Origin of the sequence: Providencia rettgeri, assembly GCF_023205015.1 — a bacterium.
GTDB classification, from domain to species: domain Bacteria; phylum Pseudomonadota; class Gammaproteobacteria; order Enterobacterales; family Enterobacteriaceae; genus Providencia; species Providencia rettgeri_E.
Genome location: NZ_CP096258.1, coordinates 771,650 through 791,075 on the forward strand (window position 1 = coordinate 771,650; position 19,426 = coordinate 791,075).

Below are 19,426 nucleotides of genomic sequence, written 5' to 3' on the forward strand. Positions count from 1 at the left end.
TCACATTCGATCAACTTATGCTACCGCTAATAAAGGCATTAGTGAACCTTGGGGGCTCAGGCAGTATCGACGAGATATACGAAGAAGTTGTCGAGCTTGAGAAGTTTGATGAGGGTACTTTGGCTGTTCTGCACAACCCTGAAAAAAGTAGCCAAACTGAAGTTGGATATCGATTAGCATGGGCTAGAACCTACCTGAAGAAAGCTGGATACCTTGAAAACTCATCTCGTGGCGTTTGGGCACTTACAGATAAAGCTAGACAGGAACCGGAAATCGATAGCAGAGAAATTGTCAACTTTGTTAGAGCACTGGACCGCAAGCCTGAACAGACTAATGCTACGACATCTACTCCAGAACTGTCGTCCGATGACTCCCCTGAAGAGGCTATGCTTTGGCGTGAAAAACTGCATCATGTGCTAATTGAAGAAATGAGCCCGGATGCGTTTGAGCGACTAACACAGAGGTTATTGAGAGAATCAGGCTTTATCCATGTTGAAGTGACTGGTCGCACGGGTGATGGTGGTATCGATGGCAAAGGAATTGCCCGAATCAACGGTTTGATGAGCTTTCATATCGCTTTTCAGTGTAAAAAGTACAAAGGTTCCGTTGGGGCTCCCGAGATCCGTGATTTTAGGGGCGCAACCGTTGGTAGAGCTGATCGTGGGATGTTTATCACTACAGGTAACTTTACAAAAGCTGCGATTGAAGAAGCCAACCGTGATGGCGTTGCTCCGATTGACTTGGTCGATGGTGATCAGTTAGCCGATAAGCTTAAGGAACTTAGTTTAGGCGTTAAAACAGAGTTAGTTGAAAAAGTAACAGTTGATCCTGGCTGGTTTTTAGGTCTTTAACTGTTAATAAGCACCAAAGGAACTCCAACGTGCATTGTCTAGTTCTTGAATATATGCGGTTAAATACGGCCACTCACATAACGGAAAGTTAGAATGAATCCTGAAAAATACAATAGAAGTATAAGCTTGCTTTGCCCGACTTGTGGCTGTTCAGACTTTTCATACGAAGACGGTTGCGATGAAACAATACAAGTAATGACTTGTGCATCTTGTGACCGAGAGTTTAATAAAGATGAGCTTATTCAAGAGAATAGCGAAAATATTGACGAGCACCTTTCTGAAATCAAGGAAGAAGTTTTAAAAGACGTTCAAGACGAACTACGTAAATCTTTAAAAAAGGCTTTTTCTGGTAGCAAGAATATAAGGATTAAGTAATGCCAGTAACTATTGATGCAGGTGATGTGATAGCTGGATTAGCTTTCCTTTTATCTGGCTACGCAACATGGCAAACGGTCAGCTTTAATAAGAGGCAGAAGTCACTTGTCGAAAGCCAGGAAAAGCTAAACACCATTCTCTTGGAAAAAGAAAATGAAGATGCTCTGAAAGGAAAACAAGCTGACCTTGGTGCATCAATTATAAAACTTGGCAGCAGTAAGTATCGGCTTAAGGTTTGGAATAAAGGTGCTGCTACTGCAAGAAACGTCAGAATTGAGTTCCCCGAAGGTAACGATTTAGTTATTGAATCAGAAGTGACTGACAAATTTCCAATGGAAAGCCTCGAAAAGTATCAAGCCGTTGAGCTAATAGCCGCTGTTCATATGCAAACGAAACGAAAGCATGTTGTTCGGCTAGTTTGGGAGGATGATGCCCAGTCTTACAATGAAAAGCTGTCTTACCCCACACTGTAATGTAACTGTCGGTTTTCTCACTAGAACGAAGACAACTACAGATAAATGCATATTTCTTTCGGCTATCTAACATCTTCAGTTGCTACAGAACCTTCACACTATCGTGTCGGAGGTTCACTATGTTCAAAAACCTATTTTTTCAAACCAAAGCACTACCAGAACTGTCATCGCAACTGGATACAGAAATTCCACGCTACCCGCCATTCCTGAAAGGGTTGCCAGCTGCGTCCCCCGAGGATTTGCAGTCTACACAAGACGAGCTAATTGCCAAACTGCGCCAGGTACTTGGCTTTAACCTGCGTGATTTTCAAAGGCTAATTCAGCCCTGCATTGATCATCTGGCTGCTTATGTTCATTTGTTGCCAGCTTCTGAGCATCATCATCACAGTGGCGCTGGTGGTTTATTACGTCATTCGTTGGAAGTTGCTTTCTGGGCTGCACAAGCTGCTGAAGGGATCATCTTTGTTGCCAGTGGCACACCGGTTGAAAAAAAAGAGCTGGAACCAAGGTGGCGTGTTGCGGCGGCATTAGGCGGTTTGTTCCATGATATTGGTAAGCCTGTTTCAGACTTGTCCATTACAGACGAAGATGGACGCTATCAGTGGAACCCTTTTTTAGAAACCTTATCTCAGTGGACCACTAATAACAGCATTGAACGCTATTTCATTCGCTGGCGCGACGGACGGTGTAAGCGGCACGAGCAATTTTCAATTCTGGTGTTAAACCGGGTGATGACACCTGAATTGCTCGCCTGGTTAACCCAACCGGGCCCTGAAATTTTGCAAGCCATGCTGGAAGCAATTGGCAATACCGATCCAGAGCATGTCCTGTCCAAATTGGTTATTGAAGCTGACCAAACCAGTGTCCAGCGAGACCTGAAAGCTCAACGCATTTCCGTTGACGACAATGCCCTTGGTGTCCCAGTCGAACGCTATCTACTTGATGCCATGAGGCGATTACTTGCCAGTTCGCAATGGCTGGTTAATCAGCGAGATGCCAGAGTCTGGGTACGAAAATCCAATCAATCAACCCATCTTTACCTGGTTTGGAAAAGCGCGGCTAAGGACATCATTGAGCTGTTGGCCAAAGACAAGATACCTGGCATTCCACGAGATCCCGATACCCTTGCGGACATCCTCATTGAGCGAGGATTGGCCACTAAATCCACCTCAAATGAGCGATATGAAAGCCTTGCCCCTGAAGTGCTGATCAAAGACGACAAGCCAATCTGGTTAGCCATGCTGCATATAGTTGAGGCCGATTTATTGTTCAGCTCGAATGTACCAAGTGGTGTGACACTGTTTAGTAAACCTGATTGGGAAGCAACACAACAAACACAAGCAGAGCCTCAGAGTCGCTCCAGTGAGCATTTAGACTTGCCTGAAGCGTCATCATCAATTGAACTCAGCAATTCGGCTGAGTCGCCATCGACAAAATCATCCGAACAAGATGATGAACTTCGTCATGCCAGTGATGTTAATCACCTTCAGGCAACTGAAAATGTTCCGGGTGATGGATGCGAAAAGCCTAACGATTCAAACGATGCCACTATCTCAAATAACGTAAACCAGCACGATGCAGACGCATTTAATCTCCCTGAATCTTTGGCGTGGCTCCCAGAGGCCAGCAGTGCGTTGATTATGGCTGGTGAACAGATACTGATCCGCTATCCCGATGCCGTAAGACCTTGGTGTGCACCCCGAAAACTGCTTGCTGAACTAAGTCGATTAGATTGGCTTGAACTAGATCCCGCAAACCCGACACGTAAGGCCAGAACTGTGACTACGAATGATGGCGTTCAGGAGCAAGGGTTGCTGCTGAAAGTATCGATTTCTAAAGGGCTTACTTCACTGATTGACCTTCCTAAACAAGACGCAGAATCAGCGGTAGCAATTCAGAACGAAGAGGCTTCACAGCGTCCGAGTCGAACTGAGACAACCAATGCCCAAGCAAGAGAGCCCGCCAAAAGAGCGGAGCGTAAGCAAAAGCCGATTGCGCCCAATGCGAACTCAAGTACAGACCCCAAAAACGCGCAGCGGCAACAGATGGTTAATTTTGTGAAAGATTTGCCCATCTTACTGACCGATGGCGATTACCCAGACGTGGATCATAGTGCCGATGGTATTCGCGTCACGATTCAAACCTTACGCCAAGTCGCCAATGCACATGGCATTCCAGCCGGGCAATTGCTTCGGGGGATCTCGGCCAGTGACCAATGCCAGTTTGATGAGGGGGAAACGGTTCTGTTTACCGCTCACGCTAAGCGTTAATCCATTTGAAATTAAGCGGATTGCAAACGGTTATTTTGCGGAGCATGAATGAAAGAAAACGCATACGAGATGCCTTGGCGCACGAACTATGAAGCCATGGCAGCAGCAGGTTGGCTGGTTGGGGCCACTGGGGCGATTGCGGCAGAAATACTGACTGAGCTACCACCTGAGCCATTTTGGTGGATGACAGGGATTTCCTCGGGCATGGCGTTGTACCGCCTGCCTGAGGCTTACCGACTTTATAAGTTGCAGAAGGGATTAAAAGGTAAGCCATTGGCTTTTATGGAGCTTTCGCATTTACAAAAGGTGATGGCAAAACATCCTGATGAATTGTGGTTAGGGTATGGCTTTGAGTGGGATCAACGTCATGCCCAACGCGCTTATGAAATCCTAAAGCGGGATAAGCAAACCTTGCTTAACCAAGGTCACGGCAAGCAAATGGGTTCGACCTGGATTCATGGTGTCGAGCCCAAAGAAGAAGATGTGTACCAGCCAGTTGGTCACACAGAGGGGCATACCTTAATTGTCGGCACGACCGGTGCCGGAAAAACTCGATGCTTTGATGCGATGATCACTCAGGCCATTTTACGCAATGAAGCCGTGATTATTATTGACCCCAAGGGAGACAAAGAACTTAAGGATAATGCACAGCGAGCCTGTATTGCCGCCGGTAGTCCTGAGCGCTTTGTGTATTTTCATCCGGGTTTTCCTGAGCATTCAGTACGTCTTAATCCCTTGAGGAACTTTAACCGGGGTACTGAAATTGCCAGCCGGATTGCGGCACTAATCCCCTCTGAAACCGGTGCTGATCCATTTAAAGCCTTTGGCCAAATGGCACTGAATAACATAGTGCAAGGTTTGTTGCTTACTTCACAGCGTCCTGATCTGAAAACGTTGAGGCGATTTTTGGAAGGCGGTCCAGAAGGCTTGGTAGTAAAAGCAGTCACGGCTTGGGGTGAGCAGGTATATCCGAACTTTAGTGTGGAGATTAAGCGCTTTACCGAAAAGGCCAATACCTTGGCTAAACAAGCCATGGCGATGCTGCTTTTCTACTACGAACGCATTCAGTCAGTTGCCGCCAATACCGATTTAGAGGGGCTATTGAGCATGTTTGAGCATGATAGAACCCACTATTCTAAGATGGTGGCTTCACTGATGCCGGTGCTCAATATGCTCACCTCAAGTGAATTAGGCCCACTGTTATCACCGATTGCAAACGATGTGGATGACAGCCGGTTAATTACGGATTCTGGTCGAATTATCAACAATGCCCAAGTGGCGTATATCGGCTTGGATTCATTAACCGACGCCATGGTTGGCAGCGCCATTGGTTCGTTGCTTTTATCGGATCTCACCGCCGTGGCCGGTGACCGCTATAACTATGGTGTTGAAAATCGTCCCGTAAATATCTTCATCGATGAGGCGGCTGAAGTCGTCAACGATCCCTTCATTCAACTTCTCAACAAAGGCCGTGGCGCAAAAATGCGTTGTGTGATTGCTACTCAGACATTTGCTGACTTTGCTGCTCGTACAGGCAGTGAGGCTAAGGCCCGTCAGGTGTTGGGCAACATCAACAACCTGATAGCTCTTCGGGTGATGGATGCCGAAACGCAGCAGTACATTACCGACAATCTGCCTAAGACTCGGTTGCAGTACATCATGCAAACTCAAGGTATGTCGTCCAACTCGGACAGCCCCGCCTTGTTTACCGGCAATCATGGCGAACGCTTGATGGAGGAAGAAGGCGATATGTTTCCACCGCAGTTATTAGGCCAGCTCCCCAACCTGGAGTACATCGCCAAGCTTTCAGGTGGCCGCGTGATCAAAGGTCGCATTCCTATTTTAACCAGCTCTACACAGGCAGCATAAGGAGTCTGTATGCATCATTCTGTCTGTCTGAAAATGACAACACTTACCAGTAAAGAAATGCTCGCTCAGTGGCAGCAACATAACCCCCAGTTCAAGGAAGCTTTAAGACTGCTTGAAACCGACTGGCCTCATGCTTTGGCCTCGGTGTATTGCTTGGCGGACTACTTAACGGACGCGTTCACGTTAGATGGCCATTCCATCTTTGATTTGTGTCTGTGTAATGGTTTGGGCAGTTATGAAGAAGTCAGTTGTGATGATGATAGTGTACGCCTTTGGCATTTCATTGAGGCACTGACCTGGACTGCCGCCAGTGCTTTAACGGGGATTCGCCTGTGTGATCCTGACCATTTCGAGTGGGCCGCCGTAGATGGTGTGTATTTCCACACCTGGATTCGTAATCGTCCAAATCGGATGGCGTATCTGGCTGAAGGACGCATCGAAGTGCGTTATGTCAGCGGTCATACGACGACAAAGCGGCTTCAACAAGTGATTAAAGCCCGGATTATGACGTCAACCGTTGCAGCCATGCTGGCGCGAGTCGAAGAGGATGTTTGGCATGAGCAAGCATAAGTCGGTTTGGCTACTTTGTCTGGCGCTGATGCTGGAGATTATTGCCATTGGCGTATTAGTGCCCGGTGATTGGACTGGCCGGGTCATTAGTAAAGAAAAGCAGATGATCCAAAATCAATTGGGCGCTCAAACAAGCAATTGGATTGGTCAAACTAGCCATCGCTGGTATCAGTCATGGATTGTGGATACGCAGATGGAGCAATCTGTGCGAGATTTTCTAATCCCCACTGAAGAACAGCGACTTCGTTCTAAAGGGATGGAGAACATGGGAGGCTTTTGGTTTGTCTGGGTGGAAGACCGTATTCAGGCATTTTTTGATGTGCTGTATCAAGTGTTCACTCGATTTGCTTTGCTGATGGTCTGGTTGCCCTTTGCGCTTATTCTCATGTTACCGGCGCTTTGGGACGGCTTGATGACCTGGAAGATTAAGAAGACAACCTTTGATTTTTCGAGCCCAATCATTCATCGCTACAGCATGATTATCCTGGGCTCAGGTGTCATTTTGCTGTTTATGGGATTGTTCGCCCCGCTGGCTATTCCACCGGTGGTACTACCGTCGATGATCATCGGCTTGGCGTTGATGGCGGGGTTGGCGTTAAGCCACTTGCAGAAGAAGATATGAGGCCCATCAGGCCTCATGAATGACGTTAACTCATTTTTTGTGGCTTGAGTGTTAGTTCAAAGCCACATGCGTGAGCATACTTTAGAAGAGTTGACCAACTTGGATTGGCATTACCTTTTTCTAAACGACTGACATTACTTTTTTGGGTATGCATTCTTTCAGCAACCTGCTCTTGAGTAAGTCCTGCCTTTGTTCTCATGGTAAGCAATTGGTCAATAAAGCTGAACTCACTCTCAAGCTTATCGTACTCATTTTTAACTTCAGCATTGGCTAAAGCACGTTGTTTCAGTTTTTGCAGACTCATGATTTTTGAACCTCTTTTTGTCTATCTCTGGCAAGATTGAGCTCAATTTTGGGCGTCTTTTGAGATTTTTTTACAAAAGCGTGTAACACATAAATGTGCTTCCCTTTTAAGTAGCAAAATAAGCCTCTACCAATACCTTCTTGAGCTTTGGCGCGGATTTCAAATAACCCATCGCCCATAGACTCAGTATGAGGAGGCCCCAAGTTTGCACCATGCTTTTCCATCAGCTCTAAAAGCTTAATCATGCGAGCTTGTATTTTGGGTGGCATATCGAGGATCTGCTCCTCAACGCCATCGTAAAAGTCGATCTTCCAGCTCATGGGTATCCTTAACTTAGGTTATCATAAATGATAACTCTGGTTGCGCGGTTTGTCTAGAACTTAACCGTCTTGTCTGAGTAGAACCCTCAAAACCTTCAAGAATTCGGCATCTAGCTGACCACTGAACCTGCCAATCCCGAGGCATTCTTCACTTCTCAATTCAAACAACGAGGAGTGACTATGGAACCTGTGAGTATTCCGTCCTATATCGATGACCCGCCGCACTTCCTGCTTTGGAGTGCCGATGAGATGGCTCCCATTTTGTTGGGGCTAGTGATCGGCATTTTTACCGGTAATGCCTTGGTTTTATGCCTGTTGGGGTTGGTGACAACCAAGCTCTATCGGCGTTTTCGTGATGGTCGCCCAGATGGTTTTATTCTTCATGCCATCTACTGGGCCGGACTGTTGCCAACCAAAGCCAAGACGATCCCTAACCCATTTATCAGGAGCTATCTGCCGTGAAGTTCGACGTGTTTTTAAAATCATGGCAAGGCACCCAATTAGAGAACCGATGGCAGCGGTTCCTGATTGCAGTGCTGGTGCTATCTAATTTGCTGCTTGCGGTAGCGGCATTTTCTCGCAATACCGTGGTAGCTATTCAACCACCAACCTTGTCTGAAACGGCTGAAGTGTCACGAAACCAAGCCACTCAACCTTACCTTGAATCCTGGGGACTCTACCTGGCTGAGCTTATGGGTAACGTGACACCAGGTAATGTGTCTTTCATCCGGGTTGCCATTGAGCCGCTACTTTCTCCAGCGGTGTACCAGCAAGTGGTCGATGCACTGGAGATTCAGGCAAGACAAATCCGCGAAGACCGGGTCACGCTCAAATTCCAACCCAGACAAGTGGAGTATGAGTATGAAACCGGCCATGTCTTTGTGACCGGTTATTCCTTGGTCTCTGGACCATCTGGAGATGAACAGCGCCAAACTCGCACCTATGAGTTTGACATCGATATTGAGCAATACCGTCCAAAACTCAATTGGATGGATACGTATGAGGGGCAAGCTAGAACGAAGCGAGTTCGTGAAAAGTTGACCCAAGAGCAAAACCGGAGGGTGAATGATGCGAACCAAAATTAGTCGATGGATGACACCAAGCTTAATCGCAATTAGCTTGAGTGGCGTTCTGTTATCACAAGCGTCGTATGCAGACGTGGAATTGCCGATTGTGCCAGCCAGTGTGATGAAGCAGTCTGCTACTGCAAATCCACCGGTTCAAAGCAATTCGGTTGCAGCGGATACGCCAACAACGCTACTGATGACACCGGGGGTTAATGAACTGATCCCTGTAGCACTTGGCCATCTGAACCGGATTGTGACGCCGTTTGAATCGCCTCAGGTAAGAACAACCAGTGATGCTCAGACGCAAATCAAGGGGAATGTTGTATATGTGGCCACGGACAAAGAATCACCGGTTTCACTTTACATCACTCCGCCTGGTCAGGAAGCGCCCGCATTATCAGTCACCTTAGTACCTCGTCGTATTCCACCGCGTGAAATCACCTTAGCTATTGATGGTCAGCAGTGGCCTATTAAGGGCGTCGTGAACCGAAAAGCCGCCACTTGGGAAACGGCTCAGCCATACGTCGATAACCTACGTGACTTACTCAGACGCCTTGCACTAAATGAGTTACCACAAGGCTATGACATCCGTTTAGCTGGCCAAACTGACACAAGCCCAAAATGTTTTCAGCCGGGCTTAAAGTTTGGTTTTAAGCAGGGGCAAATTGTGACGGGACATTACTTCACCGTCTATGTAGGACTGGTTGAAAGCTTTGCCGATGAGCCGATAGAAGCCAGTGAAATAGCCTGTCATGCACCAGATATAGTGGCAAGCGCCTACTGGCCTCGCAATATCTTGTTGCCGGGTGAAAAGACTGAGTTGTATGTGGTTGTTCGCAATCATCGTGAAGAACCAGTGGAAAGTCAGCGACCTTCGCTTCTTGTAGGAGGTGAATAACGATGAAAGCACAATGGGAACAAATGAGCCCGAACATGAAGCGGGGTCTATCGGTTGGTGGTATTGCTGGCGGTCTCATTCTTATGGTTATGGTGTTTTCACCTAATCCTGACGATGGCGCAAGCAGTCGGAACCGGAAGGAAACGATCCGGCACATTCTTACGGATACCAATACTCGTGATGTTGGGGTCGATAGTTTGGCTGCGAACGTAAAACTACTCAGTGAGCGCAATGAACAGTTACGTCGTGAAGTTGAGCGCTTGCGTCGCGACGTCGATTCAGGACGGCTAAGCCCAGGTTCGCCTTCTATACCAAGTGAGGTCAATGCGGAGCTGGCCCGCCTTAGAGCGGAACTTGATGATGTTCGCGCAGGAGGTGATGCAGCAGTTGAAGGCAAAAATAGCCGTTTTGAAGTGCCTTTATCTGCCATGGAATTACCCAAAGACGAAAAGCCTCTGCCGTCTAACCCAGACGACTATTTTGCCAATGCGCCGCTGCCTGATCCGCTCTATCAGCAGCCAGCCAATGGCCAAGGTACACGAGCACGAGATGTTCCATTGCCGCCAATCACGATTCGTATGATTGAGCCTGAAGTGGTTGCTGAACCAGAGGTTGTTGTGCAAGAAGCGCCGCCTTTGTATCTACCGGCGGGCAGCATCATCTCAGGTACTTTGATCACAGGTTTGGATGCCCCCACTCACGAGTCCGCAAGACGCGAGCCTTTTCCAGCATTGCTGAGGATTCAAAAGGAAGCCATTTTACCCAACCGATTTAGAGCGGATATCAAAGAGTGTTTCTTGATCGCCGCAGGTTACGGTGATTTGAGCTCTGAGCGTGCCTATTTGCGAGGCGAGACCATTTCATGTGTGAGAGAAGATGGCGGCGTCATTGAAACACGACTGGATTCTTATGCCGTAGGTGAAGACGGCAAAGCCGGTATTCGTGGCCGATTAGTGTCGAAACAAGGCCAACTGGTGGCTAAATCGATGATGGCCGGATTCCTACAGGGCTTGGCAGGCGCATTTGATGTGAATCCTGTACCAACGATTCAGACGGGTAATGCCGGTGATACTCAGCTGTACCAGCAAGTCATGAGCCAAGAAGCATTACAAGGCGCTGCGATTAAAGGCACAGGTAAAGCATTGGATCGAGTGGCCAAGTTCTATTTGGACATGGCTGAAAATATGTTCCCAGTCATAGAGGTAGACGCTGCAAGGAAAATTGAAGTCATAGTCACTCGTGGGGCCTCGTTGTCGTTGGCCACTTCGCAAGGGGGAGGTGCAAGAAGATGAAAAAATCCTGCATGTTGCTAACCGATCGAAGTCCGTTTCAGACAATAAGATGTGTATCCAGAGGAGAGTTAACCATGACGACAGCAATGCAGAACAACCCAAAGCACCAGTCAAAACAGTGGTCTAAAGCTGGATTACTTTTATTGGCAGTCGGCTCAACCTTATTGTCTGGCTGTAGTTCATTGGGTCTTGGGAGTAGTGAATATGGATGCCCAGGTATGCCTGACGGTGTGCGCTGTTTATCCGCTCGTGAAGTCTATGAGCTTACAAGTATTGGGGCTGCACCCAAGACGATTGATGCTGTGGCGACTCGAATTGGTTCTCCCTCTGGGTATTCACAATCTGATTTAGAGACAGGACTGCTGAGCCATCCAGCATTACCTGAGACGCAGCAATCTGCACCTATTCGCATTCCTTCAAGGGTGATGCGAATTTGGATTGCGCCTTGGGAGGATGACCGTGGAGATCTGAATTTATCCAGCTACGTGTTTACCGAAATTGAACCGCGCCGGTGGGATATTGGGGTGTCAGCACCTCGAACGGTTTCGCCAGTGCTACGTCCACTTCAGACTCAAAGCGATTCAGCCTCAGCGGGAGCTGATGGTAAGCGCGATAACTTGAGTATCTACGGAGAAACTAACGAATGACAAATGCAGTTCGCACCATTCAAGCTCAGCGCCTAATGACCATTGGTGCGCTTGGTTTAATGGCGTTAATGATTTCGGAGCCCTCATTTGCGGGCACCGGTGGTGATGCTTTCACCGATGTGTGGGATACCCTAAAAGACTGGACCCAAGGTACTTTGGGACGGATCGTAGCGGGAGCCATGGTACTGGTGGGTATTGTGGGCGGTATCGCTCGCCAAAGCTTGATGGCCTTTGCCTTGGGCATTGGTGGCGGTATGGGTCTCTACAACACACCAACAGTTGTTGAAAGTGTTATGTCTGCAACCTTACCTGTTGTTGCCAGCACTCAAGAAGTCATTGGCACAACAGTTCCAGCAATCAGCGTCGTCTTACTGGGCACCTGAATGTGAGCCATATTAGGCAGTTCACTTAAGGCAATCAAACTTAGGTCTACACAACATCGGGTTATTGGTAATGTTGTGTAGACCTTTTCATTTCAGCGACGCCACATTAACGAACTTGGTTTACAGTATTTGGCATATTAATACCTAAAGTGTTAAAATTCCTATCGTAATAAACTGTATGGTTTATACTGTTCGTGATATTCATACTTTGGGTGTTAAAATGTCATCTAAAATAAACTGGCTTGTTGCTCATACTTCTCCTGGTGCACTAGTACTTCAGCAATGGCTGACTGAAAACGGCGTGAGCTACTCCCTGGCTCAAAAGTATGCTCAGAATGGCTGGCTGAAGAAGCTTAGTTCTGGTGTGTACTATCGTCCAAATGCGCAGGGCGATATAAAGCCAACTTGGGTTGATGCCATTCAAGCATTGGATGTGCAATTGGGCGTTTCAGTTCATTTGGCTGGATTGAGCAGCTTAACTCACCAAGGACTGAGTCACTATTTACAGCTGAACAAAGAGCAAGTTTGGATTTGCGTTAAAAACAAGTCGTCCTTACCGAAATGGTTTCGTGAATTCCCTTATCAGAATTGGTTTTACTGTGGAAACCATAAGCTTGAAGTGAATCCCGAGAAAGATTTGAAAAGGATCACGGTTAAAGAGAAAGAACTCACTGTCAGCTGTGCAGAACTTGCTGCCTATGAAGTGGTAGACGCGATTGGAAAGCTGATTTCATTTGAGCATGTCGCAGAATTATTTCAGGGTTTAGTCAATCTTAGCCCTAGAAAAGTACAAGATATTCTTGAGCGAAGCAGCTCTGTTCAGGCAAACCGAATATTTCTATTTCTGGGTCGATACTACGATCACCAGTGGGTCAATCGCATAGATGAAACAAGAATTAAATTGGGGGCAGGAAAGCGGCAGGTTGTCGAAAAAGGACGTTTTGATGAGCGATATCAAATCACAGTGCCAGAGATATTAAGCGTCAAAAAAGGTGAACAACATAATGGATAAAGATAGCCCATATTACAAACAGGTTTCCTTGCTCATAAGAATGCTTCCTGTGGTAGCAACAGAGACGGTTTTTGCACTTAAAGGTGGCACCGCCATTAATTTATTTGTGAGAGATTTTCCTCGGTTATCTGTAGATATTGATCTTGCTTATCTTCCACTTGAACCAAGAGATGAGGCTTTGATTAATGTCAGGGCTGCATTGCAGCGCATTACAGACAAAATCAATACTCAACCAGATATCAGAGCGGCATTTCAGGATAATAAAGCTGATGAACTGAGAATAGTTGTATCAAGTCCATTTGCGACAATCAAAATTGAAGTGTCGCCCGTCGCCAGAGGTACATTGCATAGTGCAGAAATAATGCCAGTTCAAGCGTCTGTTGAAGACGAGTTTGGTTATGCTGAGATTCAGGTAGTCAGTCTTCCCGATCTGTATGGTGGGAAATTGTGTGCTGCAATGGATCGCCAACATCCTCGCGACTTATTTGATGTGCGTATGTTACTGGGCAGTGAAGGGATTTCGAGAGAGATTTTGGTGGGTTTTTTAACCTATACATTAAGTCACCCTCGGCCTATTAATGAAGTCATGTCGCCAAACTGGCAGCCTCTGAATGAGAAATTTCAGGCAGAATTTGACGGAATGACTTTTGAAAAAGTTGAATGCGAAGACTTAGCCTCTGTTAGGCCCATGATGTTAATTGAACTGCAAAAACATTTCACAGAAAGGGATCATGCTTTCCTTATGTCATTCAAAAGAGGGCAACCTGACTGGGCATTGTTTGATTATCCTAATGCAGCAGACTTGCCAGCGATTCGTTGGAAATTGCAGAACATTAACAAATTGGCAAAGAATCAAGCAAAACACCAAGAGCAATTAGATAAATTGAAGCAAGTGCTTGATGATTGGCTTGCTAACGCAAACGCCGAGTAATTCGTTTATAACAAACCTCAACGAGCTATAAGCCCCCCTAGTTAGATTGCGATTTCTTCAATCTATCTAACCGAGTCCACATAGGTGTAAAAAAACGGGCTCAGCTAAACCGGTTGGCTAGCAACGGCGCTTCTGTCATCGCTTGTAGGCGATAAAAGTGTTATGTCTGCAACTTTACCTGTCGTTGCCAGCACTCAAGAAGTCATTGGCACAACAGTTCCAGCAATCAGCGCCGTCTTACTGGGCACCTGATAACAATAAAAAACGCCCAAGCGGCCAGATATCTGACGGCTTGGGCGTCATCCCTCCCCGTACCCGTTTATCATGACGGCGTTTCAGTTAATAGGTTTCCCATTCACTTAGCTTGATTTCAAGCAGCGGCCATGAATACCGAAAAGAATGCTAGCGCCGCCACTGCAAAAGGCAGTTAGCGGGGCTTTCCTTGAGGGAGCACATTCAAACAGGCTACTAGCCTGATATTTTGCGCTTTAGGCGCTCGTTCCTTTTGGGTTGGATTTACACACTACCAAACGGCAGGATATTCAACAATACCCGACACTGGGAATCCATGGTTTAAAAGAGATTGTCTGATTAAGAACGGCAACGTATTAGCATCACTTGGGTATCTGCTTAACTTTTCATTGGAATAGTGATCAATGAAATCGATTAGCTGCGTCGTAGTTAAAGGTTCGAGCACATGCGAATTCCAAACAGCATCCTCTACGCTATGATCAAGTTCTTCATTCGTATGCCTGAAAGTCAATCGACTTTGACTGACGACGCGAAACTGATCGGCCCCTTGATGGTGTACCACGAGTTTTAGCTCTGGAACTTTTTTGACCAGTTTGCCTCGTTGGTCTCTTCGCGGATCATAAAATGCTTGGCTAAGAATTACCTTCCCTTCAACACGGTAAAAGGTTTTCTCCATAGTTTCAGTGTTTAATGACCAATAAACTTTAAAACTGTTTCGACGAATTTTGTTGCCATAGATATTGAGCAAAGGCAGCAGTTGTTGTTCCGTGCCTTGTTTCGAACCTTTGTTCCAAGCACTTACGATGGATTGCTGTGTTCTGCATTTTTCGGCAATCTCTTGTTGCGTCCACCCGTCGTTCAGTGCAAGCCGAATAAGTTCTCTTGTCCATTTGAACGGTTTTTTCTTACTGTTTTTGCTCTTGTCCATGTAGTCCCTTAAAGGAAAGGGAGCATTAAGCCCCCTTCACAACTTATTTTTTCTTACCGCCATTCTGCGGATTTTTAGGGTTCATCTGCCACCCTCGATTTCCTTGGTTTTGTGAGTAAGTCTTGTTAGTACCAGACGTACCCTTATTGGCGTTTGTCATATCTGAGTTGTGATTGTTTTGCTTAGACATTTTTGTCTCCTTGTTTATGTAAAAGTACAAGGCACATGCTATCAAGGGCAAAAAATCACGCGACTGATGATTTGATGATAATTGGTGATATTTACTGATATTTTCTGATTTTTCAATTTTTCTAGGTCAACGGGAGAATAGGATGCCTAGCAAGGCACCCAATTCTTCAATCTATCTAACCGAGTCCACATAGGACAACTGCATAGACTGGAGCCTCGATTTACATTAACGAGGACTCCTCATGCGAAAACTATCTCCAATTATTCTGGCGCTTGCGCTGTCTCCATTGGTTCAAGCTGAACCTGTGTCTGAAGTGTCGCCCGTTGGCAAAATTGACGGCATGGTTTCTTTGCCGGTCACGGGTATGAAAGCGGTCGAAAGCAATGGCCGTATTGTTTTCATGTCAGACAGTGGCCGGTTCGTCATTGATGGCACGCTCTATGATGCCTGGTCGAAAAAGCCGCTTACCAGCCTTGAAGAGATTCGTGAAGCTGGTAACACGCTGGACTTAAGTCGTCTTGGCTTAAAAATGGATGATTTGAACCCACTGACGCTGGGCGAAGGCAAAAAGAAAGTGGTGGTCTTTATTGATCCACGATGCCCGCACTGCCATGAGCTTTTGAAGCAAGCCTTACCGTTAACCAAAGAATACACCTTCCAAATTCTCCCTGTGCCAGTGCTTGGTCCTGATTCAGAGCGTCAGGTTCGCCAGCTTGGCTGTGCGCGTGACAAGAAAGCGGCCACCGATGCATTGCTCAATGGCCGGATTGGTAACCTAGAACAGGATGATGCCTGCAACTTAGAGCCAATGCAGCGTACCCTGGTGACGGCTCAAATCCTGGGCATTCAAGGTGTGCCTTTCATTGTCGCCAATGATGGTCGCATCAGCCGAGGCCGTCCTTATGATCTTTCTGCTTGGTTGGAGGGGCGTTAATGAAAGCCTCTCTGTATTCAGGGCAACGCGCTTCAGAGCTATTGCCTGTATTGGCCTATTCCGACGATGAGCAACTGTTTTTCATGGAAGACCAAAGTGTTGGCTTTGGTTTTCTATGTGACCCCTTGCCCGGTGGTGATGAGTCTGTTGCAGACAGGGTTAATGTTCTACTCAACAACGACTGGCCAAAAGACACTTTGCTGCAATTTGGCCTGTACGCCTCGCCTGATATTCAAACCGACCTTCAGCGCATGATGAGCTTACGGCATCGTCAATCCGATCCATTGCTCAGGGCGTCGATACGCAAACGTGCGGACTTCCTCGATGGGGGCACGGTTCAACCGATAGAAGAATCAACCCAGACTCAGGTACGCAACTTTCAACTGATCGTCACTTGCAAATTGCCTTTGGAAAGTCCTATACCGACGGAGCGTGAGTTGAGTCGAGCATCCGCGCTTAGGGCTTCTTTCTCGCAAGCGCTGGCAACGGTTGGTTTTCGCGTCACTGAAATGACTGACCGAAACTGGCTCGCAGCATTAAGTGCGCAGCTTAACTGGGGAAAAGGTGCTTCCTGGCGTAATCCATCACCAATCCGCAGTGAGGCTGATAAACCACTTCGAGAGCAAGTGTTGGATTATGACCGAGCTATCAAGGTGGATAGCCAAGGTCTGATGCTGGGCGATTACCGAGTTAAAACCTTATCATTTAAGCGCTTGCCTGAGCGGATCTGGTTTGGTCATGCCGCAAGTTTTGCGGGCGATATGATGACGGGTAGTCGCGGTTTACGCGGAAGCTTTTTGCTGAATGTCACCATTCACTTTCCCTCAGCCGAGGCGATGAGATCTCGTCTAGAGACGAAGCGTCAATGGGCGGTCAATCAGGCCTATGGCCCGATGCTCAAGTTTGTGCCGGTGCTTGCAGCCAAGAAAAAGGGATTTGATGTTCTTTTTGAAGCTTTGCAAGAAGGTGATCGTCCTATTCGGGCCAATATGACTTTGACGCTGTTTTCACCAACGGAAGAAGCGTCCATCAGCTCTGTTTCAAATGCTCGAACTTATTTCAAAGAACTCGGATTTGAGCTGATGGAAGACAAGTACTTCTGTTTGCCCATTTTCCTGAATGCCTTGCCATTTGGTGCTGACCGCCAGGCTATGAACGACTTGTTTCGATTCAAGACCATGGCGACACGGCATGTGATCCCTCTGTTGCCTTTGTTTGCGGATTGGAAAGGTACAGGCACGCCAGTGATTAACTTTGTTTCCCGTAATGGCCAGATCATGAGTGTGTCCCTTTATGACTCGGGCAGTAATTACAACTGTTGCATAGCGGCGCAATCGGGGTCGGGCAAGTCTTTCCTGGTGAACGAAATCATCTCTTCCTACTTATCAGAAGGCGGGCAATGCTGGGTGATTGATGTTGGCCGCTCTTATGAAAAGCTGTGTGAAGTCTATGACGGTGAGTTCTTACAGTTCGGGCGAGACAGTGGCATTTGCTTAAATCCGTTTGAAATCGTTGAGGACTATGACGAAGAAGCTGATGTGTTGGTTGGGTTATTGGCCGCAATGGCTGCACCTACGCAGTCATTAACCGATTTTCAGATGGCCAATCTAAAGCGTCAGACTCGTGAACTGTGGGAGAAAAAAGGTCGTGCCATGTTGGTTGATGATGTGGCAGAGGCCTTGAAAAATCACGAAGACCGACGTGTGCAAGACGTGGGTGAGCAGCTCTATCCGTTTACGACACAGGGCGAATATGGCCGCTTCTTTAATGGCCACAACAATATTCGCTTCAAAAACCGTTTCACCGTTCTGGAGTTAGAAGAACTCAAGGGGCGTAAGCACCTGCAACAAGTGGTGTTGCTTCAGCTTATCTACCAAATCCAACAAGAGATGTACTTAGGTGAGCGGGATCGTCGCAAGATTGTGTTTATCGACGAAGCGTGGGATCTGCTGACTCAAGGTGATGTCGGTAAGTTCATCGAAACGGGTTACCGTCGATTTCGAAAATATGGCGGCAGTGCTGTAACGGTAACGCAGTCGGTCAACGATTTGTATGACAGCCCTACAGGTAAAGCCATCGCTGAAAACTCGGCCAATATGTACCTGCTTGGCCAAAAAGCTGAAACCATCAACGCGCTCAAAAAAGAAGGCCGCTTGCCACTAGGTGAAGGCGGTTATGAGTACCTGAAAACGGTTCATACCGTCACTGGTGTCTATTCCGAAATTTTCTTTATTACCGAAATGGGCACCGGGATTGGCCGCCTCATCGTCGATCCGTTTCACAAGCTGTTGTACTCGTCCCGTGCAGAAGATGTAAACGCGATTAAACAGTTAACGCGCAAAGGCCTTTCTGTTGCTGATGCCATCTCTCAGTTGTTGAAGGAGCGAGGCTATGAATAAGACCACGCTTTGGCCATTTATGGCCTCTATTACTTTGTCTATTGCTGGTAGCGGTTTAATGACCAGTTGGCTCTTAATGAAAACACTCGAACCCATCCACAGCCAGTTGGCGTTAAGTACGCCTATTGCAGTCGTGGATTTTGGTGAGGCGGTGTTGTCATTGGGCCCCAATGCCAGCGAACAAGACATCGAATCCAGTTTGCTTCAGACCAATCAGCAAATTGAAAAGCTAAAAGCAGCCGGTTTTATCGTGCTGGATGCCCAGGCGGTGGTGGGTGCTGATGACTCCGTATTTGTGCCAGTAGGCTCAAAGGAGGTGTCTCATGCAGATACTCCGTAAAAGAATGCCTTGGCGGCCATATCTCATCCGGTTGACCGCTCTCGCGTTAATCATGGCCGTGGTAGGCACCTACGCCATGATGCGCTACCGAATAGGTATCGATACCCAGCAAGAGCGATGCCTGCCTGATACCACGGTGTATCTGATTGACCTATGGAATAAAGAGCCCGTTAAGGATGGTTTGTATGCCTTCCACTCAAAAGGACTCGCTCCGTTATATAACGACGGTACTCGGATGCTTAAACGCCTAACAGGGATGCCTGGGGATGAAGTCAAGGTGACGCCTGAGCATGTGCTGGTGAACGGTGCTGAAGTCTCTACCGGCATGGCATTAGCCCAGCGTCTTGGTGTGGCGGAATCACAATTTAGACGCTCATTGACGCTACAAGAAAACGAATATTGGTTTTCCGGTGAGGCCGCAACGAGTTTCGACTCCCGTTATTGGAATGCCGTTAAGCGCGAGCAGATTGTCGGTCGTGCTTGGCCGCTTTGGTAGGAG

The 19,426-nt window shown here is 47.2% G+C and carries 23 protein-coding genes and 1 pseudogene; 20 read left to right on the forward strand and 4 right to left on the reverse strand.

All coding sequences use genetic code 11. The features are described 5' to 3' along the window. Positions 1–17: 17 nt before the first annotated feature. The 7 genes from M0M83_RS03245 (at position 18) to M0M83_RS03275 (ending at position 7,030) form a co-directional block, all read left to right on the forward strand. On the forward strand, positions 18–851 hold the full coding sequence (locus M0M83_RS03245; RefSeq protein WP_248467591.1) for a restriction endonuclease: 834 nt from the start codon (positions 18–20) through the stop codon (positions 849–851). Between the two features lie 93 nt (positions 852–944). Further along, positions 945–1,226, forward strand: coding sequence for an ECs_2282 family putative zinc-binding protein (locus M0M83_RS03250; protein WP_001067695.1), 282 nt, complete (start codon positions 945–947; stop codon positions 1,224–1,226). Further along, positions 1,226–1,699 carry a hypothetical protein gene (locus M0M83_RS03255; protein ID WP_001145412.1) on the forward strand — a complete coding sequence of 158 codons (474 nt, stop codon included), beginning with the start codon at positions 1,226–1,228 and terminating at the stop codon, positions 1,697–1,699. The genes M0M83_RS03250 and M0M83_RS03255 overlap by 1 nt, the downstream gene beginning before the upstream one ends. 119 nt (positions 1,700–1,818) lie before the next feature. Beyond that, complete coding sequence (gene mobH, locus M0M83_RS03260; protein WP_248467593.1) at positions 1,819–3,969, forward strand: MobH family relaxase; 2,151 nt, start codon at positions 1,819–1,821, stop codon at positions 3,967–3,969. Positions 3,970–4,017: 48 nt separating this feature from the next. Continuing rightward, positions 4,018–5,838 (forward strand): conjugative transfer system coupling protein TraD, encoded by a 1,821-nt coding sequence (traD, locus tag M0M83_RS03265; RefSeq protein WP_248467595.1) that lies wholly within the window; start codon positions 4,018–4,020, stop codon positions 5,836–5,838. 9 nt (positions 5,839–5,847) lie between these two features. Continuing rightward, a complete protein-coding gene (locus tag M0M83_RS03270) occupies positions 5,848–6,408 on the forward strand; it encodes a conjugative transfer protein (protein ID WP_248467596.1) in 561 nt (186 codons plus the stop codon). After that, complete coding sequence (locus M0M83_RS03275; RefSeq protein WP_210234518.1) at positions 6,395–7,030, forward strand: DUF4400 domain-containing protein; 636 nt, start codon at positions 6,395–6,397, stop codon at positions 7,028–7,030. Before M0M83_RS03270 ends, M0M83_RS03275 begins: the two co-directional genes overlap by 14 nt. Positions 7,031–7,055: 25 nt before the next feature. On the opposite strand, the gene M0M83_RS21660 is transcribed toward M0M83_RS03275, so the two are convergent. Together M0M83_RS21660 and M0M83_RS03285 are read right to left on the reverse strand one after the other, a co-directional pair. Then, complete coding sequence (locus M0M83_RS21660) at positions 7,056–7,334, reverse strand: helix-turn-helix domain-containing protein (RefSeq protein WP_000058216.1); 279 nt, start codon at positions 7,332–7,334, stop codon at positions 7,056–7,058. Further along, positions 7,331–7,654, reverse strand: coding sequence for a type II toxin-antitoxin system RelE/ParE family toxin (locus tag M0M83_RS03285; RefSeq protein WP_210234517.1), 324 nt, complete (start codon positions 7,652–7,654; stop codon positions 7,331–7,333). Before M0M83_RS03285 ends, M0M83_RS21660 begins: the two co-directional genes overlap by 4 nt. A gap of 180 nt (positions 7,655–7,834) precedes the next feature. Between M0M83_RS03285 and traL the strand changes: the two genes are divergently transcribed. The 9 genes and pseudogenes from traL to M0M83_RS21955 form a co-directional block, all read left to right on the forward strand. Continuing rightward, positions 7,835–8,116 (forward strand): type IV conjugative transfer system protein TraL, encoded by a 282-nt coding sequence (gene traL, locus M0M83_RS03290; RefSeq protein WP_000433891.1) that lies wholly within the window; start codon positions 7,835–7,837, stop codon positions 8,114–8,116. Beyond that, the gene (locus M0M83_RS03295; RefSeq protein ID WP_028870242.1) at positions 8,113–8,739 is read left to right on the forward strand and encodes a TraE/TraK family type IV conjugative transfer system protein; all 627 of its coding nucleotides are present in this window, start codon (positions 8,113–8,115) and stop codon (positions 8,737–8,739) included. Before traL ends, M0M83_RS03295 begins: the two co-directional genes overlap by 4 nt. Continuing rightward, positions 8,720–9,619 (forward strand): hypothetical protein, encoded by a 900-nt coding sequence (locus tag M0M83_RS03300; protein ID WP_423811128.1) that lies wholly within the window; start codon positions 8,720–8,722, stop codon positions 9,617–9,619. The genes M0M83_RS03295 and M0M83_RS03300 overlap by 20 nt, the downstream gene beginning before the upstream one ends. Before the next feature lie 2 nt (positions 9,620–9,621). Continuing rightward, the gene (locus M0M83_RS03305; RefSeq protein ID WP_008844783.1) at positions 9,622–10,911 is read left to right on the forward strand and encodes a TraB/VirB10 family protein; all 1,290 of its coding nucleotides are present in this window, start codon (positions 9,622–9,624) and stop codon (positions 10,909–10,911) included. A gap of 74 nt (positions 10,912–10,985) precedes the next feature. After that, positions 10,986–11,558: a TraV family lipoprotein gene (locus tag M0M83_RS03310; protein ID WP_248467599.1), complete on the forward strand. Its 573-nt coding sequence runs from the start codon at positions 10,986–10,988 to the stop codon at positions 11,556–11,558. Then, positions 11,555–11,941 carry a TraA family conjugative transfer protein gene (gene traA / locus M0M83_RS03315; RefSeq protein ID WP_248467601.1) on the forward strand — a complete coding sequence of 129 codons (387 nt, stop codon included), beginning with the start codon at positions 11,555–11,557 and terminating at the stop codon, positions 11,939–11,941. Before M0M83_RS03310 ends, traA begins: the two co-directional genes overlap by 4 nt. A 220-nt stretch (positions 11,942–12,161) precedes the next feature. Beyond that, positions 12,162–12,953 (forward strand): type IV toxin-antitoxin system AbiEi family antitoxin, encoded by a 792-nt coding sequence (locus M0M83_RS03320; RefSeq protein ID WP_001896349.1) that lies wholly within the window; start codon positions 12,162–12,164, stop codon positions 12,951–12,953. Further along, a complete protein-coding gene (locus M0M83_RS03325) occupies positions 12,946–13,884 on the forward strand; it encodes a nucleotidyl transferase AbiEii/AbiGii toxin family protein (protein WP_248467602.1) in 939 nt (312 codons plus the stop codon). The genes M0M83_RS03320 and M0M83_RS03325 overlap by 8 nt, the downstream gene beginning before the upstream one ends. A 153-nt stretch (positions 13,885–14,037) precedes the next feature. Further along, positions 14,038–14,136: pseudogene (locus tag M0M83_RS21955) on the forward strand (TraA family conjugative transfer protein); the annotation flags it as partial. A gap of 271 nt (positions 14,137–14,407) precedes the next feature. On the opposite strand, the gene M0M83_RS03330 reads toward M0M83_RS21955, so the two are convergent. Together M0M83_RS03330 and M0M83_RS03335 are read right to left on the reverse strand one after the other, a co-directional pair. Further along, positions 14,408–15,064, reverse strand: a complete 657-nt coding sequence (locus tag M0M83_RS03330; protein WP_025611037.1) for a hypothetical protein — start codon at positions 15,062–15,064, stop codon at positions 14,408–14,410. A gap of 43 nt (positions 15,065–15,107) precedes the next feature. After that, positions 15,108–15,254, reverse strand: coding sequence for a hypothetical protein (locus M0M83_RS03335; RefSeq protein WP_248467604.1), 147 nt, complete (start codon positions 15,252–15,254; stop codon positions 15,108–15,110). A 241-nt stretch (positions 15,255–15,495) separates the two neighbouring features. Here M0M83_RS03335 and M0M83_RS03340 point away from each other — a divergent pair, with 241 nt between their 5' ends. The 4 genes from M0M83_RS03340 to M0M83_RS03355 are packed head-to-tail and all read left to right on the forward strand — an operon-like array spanning position 15,496 to position 19,423. Further along, on the forward strand, positions 15,496–16,188 hold the full coding sequence (locus M0M83_RS03340) for a DsbC family protein (protein ID WP_248467606.1): 693 nt from the start codon (positions 15,496–15,498) through the stop codon (positions 16,186–16,188). Then, positions 16,188–18,587, forward strand: coding sequence for a type IV secretion system protein TraC (traC, locus tag M0M83_RS03345; RefSeq protein ID WP_248467608.1), 2,400 nt, complete (start codon positions 16,188–16,190; stop codon positions 18,585–18,587). The genes M0M83_RS03340 and traC overlap by 1 nt, the downstream gene beginning before the upstream one ends. Next, positions 18,580–18,927 (forward strand): plasmid-related protein, encoded by a 348-nt coding sequence (locus tag M0M83_RS03350; RefSeq protein WP_197386150.1) that lies wholly within the window; start codon positions 18,580–18,582, stop codon positions 18,925–18,927. The genes traC and M0M83_RS03350 overlap by 8 nt, the downstream gene beginning before the upstream one ends. Next, complete coding sequence (locus tag M0M83_RS03355) at positions 18,911–19,423, forward strand: S26 family signal peptidase (RefSeq protein WP_197386151.1); 513 nt, start codon at positions 18,911–18,913, stop codon at positions 19,421–19,423. Before M0M83_RS03350 ends, M0M83_RS03355 begins: the two co-directional genes overlap by 17 nt. Positions 19,424–19,426: the final 3 nt, after the last annotated feature.

Bases quoted from the DNA above. Each gene is read 5' to 3' on its own strand.
- M0M83_RS03245 (WP_248467591.1), top strand. From the start codon at position 18: ATGCTACCGCTAATAAAGGCATTAGTGAACCTTGGGGGCTCAGGCAGT.
- M0M83_RS03250 (WP_001067695.1), top strand. From the start codon at position 945: ATGAATCCTGAAAAATACAATAGAAGTATAAGCTTGCTTTGCCCGACT.
- M0M83_RS03255 (WP_001145412.1), top strand. From the start codon at position 1,226: ATGCCAGTAACTATTGATGCAGGTGATGTGATAGCTGGATTAGCTTTC.
- mobH (WP_248467593.1), top strand. From the start codon at position 1,819: ATGTTCAAAAACCTATTTTTTCAAACCAAAGCACTACCAGAACTGTCA.
- traD (WP_248467595.1), top strand. From the start codon at position 4,018: ATGAAAGAAAACGCATACGAGATGCCTTGGCGCACGAACTATGAAGCC.
- M0M83_RS03270 (WP_248467596.1), top strand. From the start codon at position 5,848: ATGCATCATTCTGTCTGTCTGAAAATGACAACACTTACCAGTAAAGAA.
- M0M83_RS03275 (WP_210234518.1), top strand. From the start codon at position 6,395: ATGAGCAAGCATAAGTCGGTTTGGCTACTTTGTCTGGCGCTGATGCTG.
- M0M83_RS21660 (WP_000058216.1), bottom strand. From the start codon at position 7,334: ATGAGTCTGCAAAAACTGAAACAACGTGCTTTAGCCAATGCTGAAGTT.
- M0M83_RS03285 (WP_210234517.1), bottom strand. From the start codon at position 7,654: ATGAGCTGGAAGATCGACTTTTACGATGGCGTTGAGGAGCAGATCCTC.
- traL (WP_000433891.1), top strand. From the start codon at position 7,835: ATGGAACCTGTGAGTATTCCGTCCTATATCGATGACCCGCCGCACTTC.
- M0M83_RS03300 (WP_423811128.1), top strand. From the start codon at position 8,720: ATGATGCGAACCAAAATTAGTCGATGGATGACACCAAGCTTAATCGCA.
- M0M83_RS03305 (WP_008844783.1), top strand. From the start codon at position 9,622: ATGAAAGCACAATGGGAACAAATGAGCCCGAACATGAAGCGGGGTCTA.
- M0M83_RS03310 (WP_248467599.1), top strand. From the start codon at position 10,986: ATGACGACAGCAATGCAGAACAACCCAAAGCACCAGTCAAAACAGTGG.
- traA (WP_248467601.1), top strand. From the start codon at position 11,555: ATGACAAATGCAGTTCGCACCATTCAAGCTCAGCGCCTAATGACCATT.
- M0M83_RS03320 (WP_001896349.1), top strand. From the start codon at position 12,162: ATGTCATCTAAAATAAACTGGCTTGTTGCTCATACTTCTCCTGGTGCA.
- M0M83_RS03325 (WP_248467602.1), top strand. From the start codon at position 12,946: ATGGATAAAGATAGCCCATATTACAAACAGGTTTCCTTGCTCATAAGA.
- M0M83_RS03330 (WP_025611037.1), bottom strand. From the start codon at position 15,064: ATGGACAAGAGCAAAAACAGTAAGAAAAAACCGTTCAAATGGACAAGA.
- M0M83_RS03335 (WP_248467604.1), bottom strand. From the start codon at position 15,254: ATGTCTAAGCAAAACAATCACAACTCAGATATGACAAACGCCAATAAG.
- M0M83_RS03340 (WP_248467606.1), top strand. From the start codon at position 15,496: ATGCGAAAACTATCTCCAATTATTCTGGCGCTTGCGCTGTCTCCATTG.
- traC (WP_248467608.1), top strand. From the start codon at position 16,188: ATGAAAGCCTCTCTGTATTCAGGGCAACGCGCTTCAGAGCTATTGCCT.
- M0M83_RS03350 (WP_197386150.1), top strand. From the start codon at position 18,580: ATGAATAAGACCACGCTTTGGCCATTTATGGCCTCTATTACTTTGTCT.
- M0M83_RS03355 (WP_197386151.1), top strand. From the start codon at position 18,911: ATGCAGATACTCCGTAAAAGAATGCCTTGGCGGCCATATCTCATCCGG.